8 protein-coding genes and 1 pseudogene are annotated in these 9182 nt (G+C 67.3%); 5 read left to right on the forward strand and 4 right to left on the reverse strand.

Annotated elements, in window-relative coordinates; genetic code table 11:
• Nucleotides 1–44 precede the first annotated feature (44 nt).
• The 3 genes from DLJ59_RS01975 to DLJ59_RS38195 all read right to left on the reverse strand — a co-directional run bounded on the left by DLJ59_RS01975 (nucleotide 45) and on the right by DLJ59_RS38195 (nucleotide 1273).
• The gene (locus DLJ59_RS01975; RefSeq protein ID WP_124770809.1) at nucleotides 45–281 is read right to left on the reverse strand and encodes a hypothetical protein; all 237 of its coding nucleotides are present in this window, start codon (nucleotides 279–281) and stop codon (nucleotides 45–47) included.
• 42 nt (nucleotides 282–323) lie between these two features.
• Nucleotides 324–575: a hypothetical protein gene (locus tag DLJ59_RS01980; protein WP_124770810.1), complete on the reverse strand. Its 252-nt coding sequence runs from the start codon at nucleotides 573–575 to the stop codon at nucleotides 324–326.
• Between the two features lie 299 nt (nucleotides 576–874).
• On the reverse strand, nucleotides 875–1273 hold the full coding sequence (locus DLJ59_RS38195; protein WP_124770811.1) for an SH3 domain-containing protein: 399 nt from the start codon (nucleotides 1271–1273) through the stop codon (nucleotides 875–877).
• A gap of 320 nt (nucleotides 1274–1593) precedes the next feature.
• On the opposite strand from DLJ59_RS38195, the gene DLJ59_RS01990 reads away from it, so the two are divergent.
• From DLJ59_RS01990 to DLJ59_RS36205, 3 genes are all read left to right on the forward strand, one after another.
• Nucleotides 1594–1974 (forward strand): hypothetical protein, encoded by a 381-nt coding sequence (locus tag DLJ59_RS01990; RefSeq protein ID WP_124770812.1) that lies wholly within the window; start codon nucleotides 1594–1596, stop codon nucleotides 1972–1974.
• Between the two features lie 212 nt (nucleotides 1975–2186).
• Nucleotides 2187–2405 (forward strand): hypothetical protein, encoded by a 219-nt coding sequence (locus tag DLJ59_RS01995; protein WP_124770813.1) that lies wholly within the window; start codon nucleotides 2187–2189, stop codon nucleotides 2403–2405.
• A 680-nt stretch (nucleotides 2406–3085) separates the two neighbouring features.
• Nucleotides 3086–3271, forward strand: coding sequence for a hypothetical protein (locus DLJ59_RS36205; protein WP_158630766.1), 186 nt, complete (start codon nucleotides 3086–3088; stop codon nucleotides 3269–3271).
• Here the strand turns inward: DLJ59_RS36205 and DLJ59_RS38010 are convergent.
• Nucleotides 3232–3360: pseudogene (locus DLJ59_RS38010) on the reverse strand (cation transporter); the annotation flags it as partial. The gene DLJ59_RS36205 and the pseudogene DLJ59_RS38010 overlap by 40 nt on opposite strands.
• 503 nt (nucleotides 3361–3863) lie before the next feature.
• Here DLJ59_RS38010 and DLJ59_RS02010 point away from each other — a divergent pair.
• Nucleotides 3864–6743, forward strand: coding sequence for a hypothetical protein (locus DLJ59_RS02010; protein ID WP_124770814.1), 2880 nt, complete (start codon nucleotides 3864–3866; stop codon nucleotides 6741–6743).
• Nucleotides 6744–6767: 24 nt separating this feature from the next.
• On the forward strand, nucleotides 6768–9059 hold the full coding sequence (locus DLJ59_RS02015; RefSeq protein WP_124770815.1) for a M23 family metallopeptidase: 2292 nt from the start codon (nucleotides 6768–6770) through the stop codon (nucleotides 9057–9059).
• Nucleotides 9060–9182: the final 123 nt, after the last annotated feature.

A 9182-nucleotide genomic window follows, 5' to 3' on the forward strand; every position in this document is an offset into this window, starting at 1 on the left:
GTGCGCCCTCAAGGGGTGAACGGCGGTCGCGACGGCGACCCCGCTCAGGCGCACAGGTCACGCCGACGGTAGCCGATGATTCCGGCGATCACCCCTGCTGCGGCGATGCCGGCCATCACCGACGTGGCGGCCCAGTCCGGTGCGGTGGCCGGCACCGCGGCCAGGTGCGCGAACGGGGACAGCGCACGGATCCAGGAGGGCGCGTCGACGGTGTCGGCGATGACCTGCCACATGAACCCGCCAGCGGCCGGAAGAGCGCCGATCGCCGCGACCGCGCGCATTGGTCGTCCGAGCGCCAGGACGGCAGCTCCCAGACACAGCAGCTAACCCTCCACCGTGGCGAGTGCGGGGAAGCCGGCCTGGGCCGCCATGGCCGCGAACTGGGGGTTGCCGGTCAGGAACTCGGTCATGGACTGGGCAATCAAACCCGGGAGCAGGAAGTACGCGCCGATGCCGGCAGACCATGCGGCCAGCGGTCGCATGGTGCGCCGTACCGCGAAGGCCGGCACCGAACCGAGCCACGCGGTACGCGCCGGCCGGCTGTCGGCCGTCGCAAGAATCCCCGCGCTCGGCACCTGCGCGAGCGGGCCGACCGGCTTGCCGTCGCGGACCTGCCCAAGCCCTCCTTCCCGATGACCCGGGCCAGAGACTCAGTAGCGACCGATTCGCGTTTTAAGTCGGACAGCTACGACTGGGGTATTAGCGTGCCTGGCTAATTTAGGGACTTAGGCAAGATGTCTTGATGCAGCGAAGCGCCCGGGAGGTCTGGGAGGATCCACCCGGGCGCTTGCCTTTCGTGTGGTACCGAAGGGTTCTTAACCTCAAAGCCGTTGCTGTCAAACGCTATCGAGGTTCTGTCTCGGCGGCCTTTCGGCTAGCTTCCGCAATAGTCCGTTGAGCCTTCACTCAAGTAGTGCTCCGAGACCCAGCCTTGATAAACGGGCCCGCCGTTGCCGTACCTGACGTGGGCCCAGAAGCTGGTGCCGGAAATTACGTCTCCCGTGTCCCAACAATCAAAGCTCACCCAGTGCCCGTTCGGGATTCTGTGGATCAAGGAACAACTGGTGTGCGGCCCCGAACGCAGGGCAAGGCCGCTGCCCGCCCCCACGACTTGGGCGCTTCCGAGATCCTCGTCTGCCCAAGAATGACTACAACTGGCAGCGGCCGGAGATTCACTGATTACCGCCACTCCAAGCGCGGCCACAAGCGCTAATGCTGATTGCGTTGCCAATAGGGACGGCTTCAGGTGGAACTTTGGCCATGCAATGCGCATTCGATCTCCCGTTACTCGCAGCAACTCGCTGATGTATCCGCCGTCATGGTACGTGTTCAGCCAACGTCAGAGGGCACATTTCGATAGACGAGTGCCACTGACATGCGGGATGGAACAGCGTAAATCCCCCCAACTGTCCGTGGGGCCACCGGATATCAATCTAAATCAACTGGTACGCACGCCGCCCTTGCGCGGCCCGGGCCTCGCGTGCGGGCCGCTGGCCCAAGCTAAACACGTACCGATCATGCTCTGAAGCTTAGTGGACCAAAGTTGCCGCCGTCAATAGACAGATTTGAAGTCGATCGACACGAATCTTTTCTATGTCGAGCAAGAGGTGCAGCATTCCTTCACGTGCAAGCTTGAGGGAAGGTGGGTCCGCAGCCAACTACCGGCATCCGAAGCCGGTTGACGGCGTCGGGTACGCCGCGATCGAGCACTACCGGCCGGCGTGTATCGTCCTCGCCGCGCATGCTGCTCACCTCGGTCAGCAGATACCGACCGTGAACAGATACGTCAGCCAGGTCGACCGGCCGGGTCAGGCGGATCTTGCCCCGCCCGTGTGGGTCGACGCACGTGTGCTGCGCCGGGCATGGTTCCCGGCCGAACTGGCCATCCACCGCGCCGACGCCCTGGCATGGGCCCCGGCTGCGTTCCGGAAGCATGGCGTGTACCTGTCCGTTCACGACCTGGCCGCGGCGTGAGCGGATCAGACGGCGTCCTCATGGGGCGCGCGGAACTCGAACGCGCTTTCGCTCACCTCGACGACTCCTCGGCTTGTCCGCCGAGGAGCCGTCGCTGACATCTTTATTGTGGGTGGTGCCGCGATGGCGCTCGCCTACGACGCGAAACGGGTGACCAGGGACGTCGACGCGATGTTCGTTCCGCAGGAGTCGTCCTCGATGAGGCGCGTGCAGTGGCCGACGAGATGGGCCTACCGCCGTGGTGGCTCAACGAGCAGGCCAGCGTGTATGTATCCGGCAAGAACGACCCGGGCAAGCGGCGGGTCTTCGACCACCCTGGCCTGCGCGTGATGGCTGCCTCGCCGGAGCACATCTTCGCGATGAAAGCGCTCGCGGCGCGAACCCGCGACGTGGACGACCTTCGCGCCCTGGCGGCGCTGGCCACGGTATGACGGTGGACGACGCTATACGTCTGTGCAGCGACTTTTACCCCGACGAAGCGATCTCGCCACGAGCATTGGGAGTTATCCGCGAACTCTTCGGATGATTCGGATCCCCATGCAGTGCGTGGTCAATGTGATCACTTCCGACGGCGTATGCCTCTGAGCAGGATTCTCACCTGTTCGCCGAAAGCGCGTGAAACGTGACCGTGAAGCGCGGCGTTTGCTCAGACTCCTATCTGTGGTTGTTCGCCTCGGACATGGAACAGTTGGTGCCGTCGGGGGAGAGGTGTTTCGGGAATCTGCCGTTCCTGTTCAGGGTCAGGGACGTGCGACGGCAGGATGGGCAGATCTGACGGCTGCGTGGACGCCTGCACTGCCTTGGGATATCACGATCCGCAGTGTGACGAGTCGTTCCCGAGCCATTGCATTCCTTCTGGGCGCCGTAGCTGAACAAGCCGTACGTCTCTTCACCGTAATGTTTCGGCAAAGTCGTGATCTTCGTGAGCTTCAGGCGCAGACAACAGACGTCACAGTGGGCGAAGGGTAGCGACCTCCCGTAGTGGACGCTCCCGGCACCGATCGGCGTCCACAGGGAATTTGCCAATGCATCCGCGGTAACGCTTCAGGGCTGATGCGCGGGGGAGCCTTGAGCGGATGCTGCCCGAGGCCCGGTCCAGGTATCCGATGGCGTGCTGTTCGACGTGGCCCGCCCCGACGGCCGCGTCACCGCTTGTCCACTGCTGCGGGCCCTGGGCTGGATCCCCGGTCTCGCCCTGCACGTCGACGTCGTGCACGCCGCGGTGCTCATCACCTCGGCACCCGGTGGCGCGCACATCGTCGGCACCCGCAGTTCTTGCTCTCCGGCGGCGTGGTAGATGGAGCCCTGCCGGTAGGCGATGTCGCCGGCGACGAGGGTGAGCACGTCGAGGATGTTCCCGCTGTGGACGGCGGCGACGGCGAGGGTGACCGATCAGTTCGGAGATCAGAGACGGAACGTCGTCGGCGTCTGGGCCGGTGTAGACGCGTCGGCGGGTGTGCGCCCCGTCGGTGTGGATGTCTCCTGGACGGAAGCGGCCCGGCCATTTTCTGAGGCCATGGTGGAGCATCATGAAGTGCAGTGCGTTGAGCAGCATGTGCTTCCAGGTGAACTCGCGTGAGCGGGCGAGTTGTTGCACGTAGGTCAGGGCGCCCTGTAGCGGGTGATGACTTCCCAGGTCTGCGGGTTCGTCGTTGCCCTGTCCTCGCGGGTGAAGCATCTGGTCCCCCTGGCTTCCCGCAAGTCCCGTGGCGAGGACCGCCGAATCACATCGACGCAACTCGGACCCTCACGTGGGTCATCTCTCGTGAGATTGCTCATTCGCCGCTGACCGAATGCCGACCAAGGCCTTCCGCCGGAACCGGCGTGGATATCTCATGTTGTCGGACCGTTATCGATCATGGACGTCGCTCGGTGGGGAGCCAGTACGCATGGAACAGGTCTTTCGGATGTTATTGGTGCGCAACGCCGAAGCGGCGGATCCCCAGACCGATGCGGTGTCGGTGTCGAACACACCGCTGCAGGAGGAACTGGGCAGCGTTACCGGCGACGAGTCACGTAGCGAGGTCATGGAGCGCGCGAAGGCGTTCGTCGGCAGTAGCCGGTTCGTCGACGACGCCGAGCGGGTAGCCGGGGGGCCGAAGCTGCGCGAGCTGCGTACCAGGCTGACGGAGCTGCGGGACCCTACCGAGGAGCAGGTGGAGCAGACCGTACGCGACATGCTCGGTGACGGCTACGCCGAGCAGGTCCGCGGTACGACGTGGCGGGAACGCAAGGAACAGCTGGCCGACAGCGCGCTGGCGCTGAAGCTGCTGTCCACTAGCGATCCGGGTGCGATGGCGGAGCTGGTCGGGTTGCTACGCACGGTGCGCTTCGTCGAAGCCTGGGTAGACGCCAACGGCGCCGACCGGGCGGCGGCCACCCTGCCGATCCTCGACATGCCACTGGTGCTGCCGGTGCTCTCCGGGCTGAAGCTGGCGCCACAGCGGCCGAACACCACCGCACCTCCGGCACGTGCGGTGCCGTCGCTTGCGGACTTGCAGCAGGTCGGGCGGCAGGGGCAGGTCATCGACGGCGTCGTGCGAGAGCTGACCACTATCGCTCCCCGGTTCTTCCGTACCCAGGACGGCGATCGGCAGGAGCCGGGCGGCGCACGGCTCGCGGATGGCGGACCCACGCCGAAAGCTGCCGCGAAGGGCGCTGGCATCAGCATCGCGGGCACCCAGGACAGCCCCCGTCTCGGGCTCTCCGAGGCCGGCGTCAAGGTGATCAGCGAAGCCAGTCGCCGTTACCTCGGTCAACTGGGGCTGGACCTGTCGCGGGACTCGGTGAGCCAGGTGGTGGCTCGGCTGGACACGGAGAAGGCCGGGTTGGTACGCGACCTGCGCCCCACGGCGGGGAACACCGTACTGGCGCTGGCCGACATGTTCCGTGCCGGCTCGTACGGGCTGGGTGGTGCGTTCCTGTGGCGGTTCCCCGGAGGCGACCCGCAGCCGCTGCCGACCACGCACGGCACGGTACGGCCCATCGGGGAGGGTGAGTTGCTGGTGGTGCGGCAACAGCTCACCGGATACGAGCCTGGCGAGGTCGCCCACATCGAGAACGTGCTGCGGGGTGAGAACAAGCAGCGCACCCACCGGCGTCGCGAGGTCACCGAGGAGATCTTCGTGACCGAGCGCGAGATCGAGCGGGAGGAGGAGCGCGACCTGGAGACCACCGAGCGCTTCGAGCTCAGCCACGAGGCGTCCGAGGTGCTCAAGGAGGAGGCGGAGGTCGAGGGCGGGCTGCGGATCCGCGCCCAGGTCAGCCCCGCCGTGCTGATCGAGGCGAACGCGCGGGCGGCGTACACCAACGCCCGCGAGAGTTCCCGGAAGAAGGCCAGCGAGTACGCCCGTGAGGTGGTCGACAAGTCAGTGAAGAGGCTCGCCGAGCGAATCCGTACCCAGGAGACGCTGCGGGTGACCCGCGAGGTGGAGGAGATCAACGACCACAGCGTCGACAACGTCGACGGGGACGGCCACGTGGTGGGTGTCTACCAGTGGGTGGACAAGTGGTACGAAGCCCAACTGTTCCGCTATGGCGGTCGCACCATGTACGACTTCGTGATTCCGGAGCCGGCGATGTTCCTCACCGGTGCGCTGGAGGAGGACGCCACCCGGGACGTGGGGCGACCGCGCCCGGAGCCGTTCCAACTCGACGCCAGCCAGCTCACCGAAGCCGACTACCTCTACTGGGCGAACAAGTACCACGCCACCGGCGTCCAGCCGCCGCCGCGGTTCGAGGAGACCCGCTCGGTGACGTTCTCCTCGGGTGGCGGCGGTGAGGCCGGCGACATGTCGCAGCGCCAGGACCTGCCCGTCCCTGAGGGGTACAACGCGGTGCAGGCCCACGTCACCGCGGGCTTCTCCGGGTCCCAGATCTACATCTCGGTTGGGCGCAAGGTGTTCCTGTACGAGTCGCACTCCGGTCTGCGTTCGACGAACCTCGACTTGGAGGAAGGCACGATCCCGATCACGATGGTCGCCAACGACACGCCGCTGTTCGCGGTCAGCATCGAGGTGGTCTGCCGGCGCACGGAGCGGGCGATGCTGGACTGGCAGATCCGTACCCACGCCGAGATCAAGCAGGCATACCTGGAGCAGCAGGCGCGGTTCGACGAGGCGACGGCCCGTGCGGCGGCCAACCACGGGGTGGTCATCGACGGCCGCAACCCGGGGGCCAACCGGGCGTTGGAGCTCACCGAGCTGAAGAAGGCGTGCATCTCGGTGCTGACGCACCAGCACTTCGACGCCTTCGGCGCGGTGGAGACCGGTGCGATGGGGGTGCCGCAGGTGGACGTGGCCGTGGTTGAGGAGCAGGGCAACTACATCCGGTTCTTCGAACACGCCTTCGAGTGGCAGCTGATGAGTTTCCTGTTCTACCCGTACTTCTGGGGCCGGAAGAGTACCTGGCTGGACCGGGTGCGGTACGACAGCAGCGACCCGGAGTTCGCCGAGTTCGTACGCTCTGGTGCCGCCCGGGTGCTGCTGCCAGTGCGGGAGGGGTTCGAGACCTCGGTGGAGCACTTCATGCGTACCGGGCAGGTGTGGCAGGGCGGGCCGCCACCGGAGATCACCGACCCCGAGTACCTGCCGATCGTCAAGGAGATCCAGGAACGTAGCGGCGCCCCGGGCGACGAGGTGCCGGAGGGGGCGCCCTGGCGCGTACGCGTACCGACCCGGCTGGTCCGGCTGCGCCCGGAAGGCGGGCTGCCGAGCTGGGTCAAGTATGACGACGGTACCTGGCGGCCGGACGAATCGGACGCCCGGTGACGGGGCCGGCGGCTCGGCTCCAGCATGGACGGTAACGACGACTTCGGGCGGTTCCTGGAACTGCTGCTGGCCGACAGCATCGCGGCCGGCTGGTTCGATCCGGACGCGGCGGGCTCATCGGCGTCACTGACCGGTGAGGTGATCCCGTCGTACCGCGTCACTCTGCCCCCGGCGGGTGAGGACGGCGGCGGTGACCCGCCCGACGGTGGTGGTGCCGACGGCGGGAGCGAGTCATCTCCGCTGCGGCAGGCGTTGGCGGCGGTGCTCGCCGACGGCGGCACCGCCACGCTGGGGCGCGCCAGCTCACCTACGGTGCGTGCGCTACTGGACCCCACGGCGCGCGACGAGGTGCGGCGTACCGTGAGCGCCATCGTCACCGCGACGGACGCGTACCGAAGCGAGCTGGACCTTGCCGTACCTGCCGCCGCGCCGCACGACATGGTGCTCGCGGCGCTGCTGTCGCTGCTACACGGACCGGCGTGGGGTGCCGCCCTGACCCGGCTGCACGCGCTGCTCGCCTGGTACGAGCGGACGATCGCACTCAGCGTGGTGATCACCTCCGAGCGGTTGGGCCGCCGCGACTCGGAGCCAGCCGTGTTTCGCGATCTGACCAGGGCGGTGCGGCTGGGCCGCAACCGGCTCAGCACCGAAATACGCGCCCTCGTCGACGCCACCGTCCACGTGCCGCACACCCACCAGGCGCTGGTGGAACGGCAACTCACCATGCTCGCCGGCCGGCGAGCCGACTGGCAGCGGCGACAACTGGTGGCGCGGTTGGCTGGGGTGGCACCACCGTTGCCGGCCGACCTGGAGGCGTACCGGCGGCTGCGGGCGCTGACCCGCCGTCGGACCGACCTGGAGGCGGTGCTGAGCGCCGACCGGGCGGAACGGGAGCGGCTGCGCCGACAAGCCGGCTCCTCCGCGGAGACCCGCGAGGCCCGTTCCGCTAGCAGGGCCCAGCTGCGGGTGCTCTGGCCCCAGATTCAGGAGCAACAGCAGGAGCTCGCGACGATGAGCCGCGAGATCGCCAGCCTCCGCCGGGCGCTCAGCGGCGCGACGATGAGCCGGATCACGGCGTACCAGGACGCCGAGCTCCGCGGGATCCGGGGCGACGAGGCCCGCCAGGAACGCGACGCCCTGCTGCAGCGCATGGACCAGGAATTCACGTCGCTGACGAGCCACCGGCTGTCGGTCGCCGACGAGACCGGCCGCTGGCAGCGGTACGAGCTGCTGCTTGAGCGGCTGCTGAAGAACAGTCACAACCTCGGGCTGGAGCTGTTCATGGACTCGTTCCTGAAGGTCAGCTCGTCGGCGGAGCGGCGCCGCGACATCGGGATCTCCGCACACATCACCGGCCAGGTGCAGTGGTTGAGCTATCCCGGCCACGGCGACAACGCCGTTGACTGGAACTGTCATGCCGGTCTGCCGCTGCTGCTCTCCGCCCCGCAGGAGTTCCGGCTCCCCGAGCGGTTCCGCGCCACCTCGGACGGCGCGGCGGCGTACCGCCTGTCGGGGGGAAGCGCGGTGGTCGAGGCGCGCGCGTCCGACGACCTTCAGGACATCTTCGGCAAGATCGCGTACGGCCTGCTCGGCCGGCAGGGATCGCGGGAGACGGAGCTGGGGGCGCTGCTGCGCGCGCACGGGGACGACGAGATCGCCCCAGCTGAAGTGCTCACCCGTTCGTCCAGTGGCAGTGAGGTGTCCCGGCTACTTGTCGGATTGGTCGCCCGCAACCTCACCCCGATCGACAACGCCAAAACCTTTGACGCGCTGCGCGCGGGGATCGTCCGGGACTTGGAAGCCGGTGTGGTGCGTGCCCGTGGCCTGCCGGTGGGGACGGTGCTGTTCCGCCGGGATCGGCTCCACGCCGACTCGGGCGCGTTCGGGCTGGGTCGCATCGTCACCCCCCACATCACGGTGGGCGAGCTGCTCACCTCGGTACGGGAGTTGCTCTCCAGCGACAGCAGCTCCGCGTACGACACCGAACGGCGCAGGTTGGTCAACCGGATCTGGCAACTGCTGCTGCGGCTGCGCTCGGCCGGCGCCGACGACCATCGGCGCGCGGCCTCGGTGTCGGTGTGCCACACCTACCGCGGCAGCACACCCGACGAGCTGACGGTGACGGTCTACTACTCCCACATGTACGAGATCGCGGTGCGCTCCGGCACTCAGGTCAGTGTCGGCGACCAGCTCGGGCTCACCGGCTCCACCGGCAGCGCCGTCAACTCACACGTACACATCGAGATCTTCCTCTCCCGGGGCGGCAGCCAGCTCGGCGCCTGCCTGCCCCACGAGTTCTTCCCGCTCACCTCCTAGTACGACAGCCGCCATTCGTGATCATGGTGGGAATTCGAGGTTGAGGCGGCGGGCGTAGTGGGCTCGTTTGGCGCATGCTTGGTGTCGGCGTCGCCAGTTTGACCAGCGCAAACGGTAGGCGAT

Origin of the sequence: Micromonospora inaquosa, assembly GCF_003857055.1 — a bacterium.
GTDB classification, from domain to species: Bacteria; Actinomycetota; Actinomycetes; order Mycobacteriales; family Micromonosporaceae; genus Micromonospora; species Micromonospora inaquosa.

Coding starts and splice junctions, on each gene's coding strand:
- DLJ59_RS01975 (WP_124770809.1), bottom strand. CDS start 281: ATGCGCGCGGTCGCGGCGATCGGCGCTCTTCCGGCCGCTGGCGGGTTC.
- DLJ59_RS38195 (WP_124770811.1), bottom strand. CDS start 1,273: ATGCGCATTGCATGGCCAAAGTTCCACCTGAAGCCGTCCCTATTGGCA.
- DLJ59_RS01990 (WP_124770812.1), top strand. CDS start 1,594: ATGTCGAGCAAGAGGTGCAGCATTCCTTCACGTGCAAGCTTGAGGGAA.
- DLJ59_RS02010 (WP_124770814.1), top strand. CDS start 3,864: ATGGAACAGGTCTTTCGGATGTTATTGGTGCGCAACGCCGAAGCGGCG.
- DLJ59_RS02015 (WP_124770815.1), top strand. CDS start 6,768: ATGGACGGTAACGACGACTTCGGGCGGTTCCTGGAACTGCTGCTGGCC.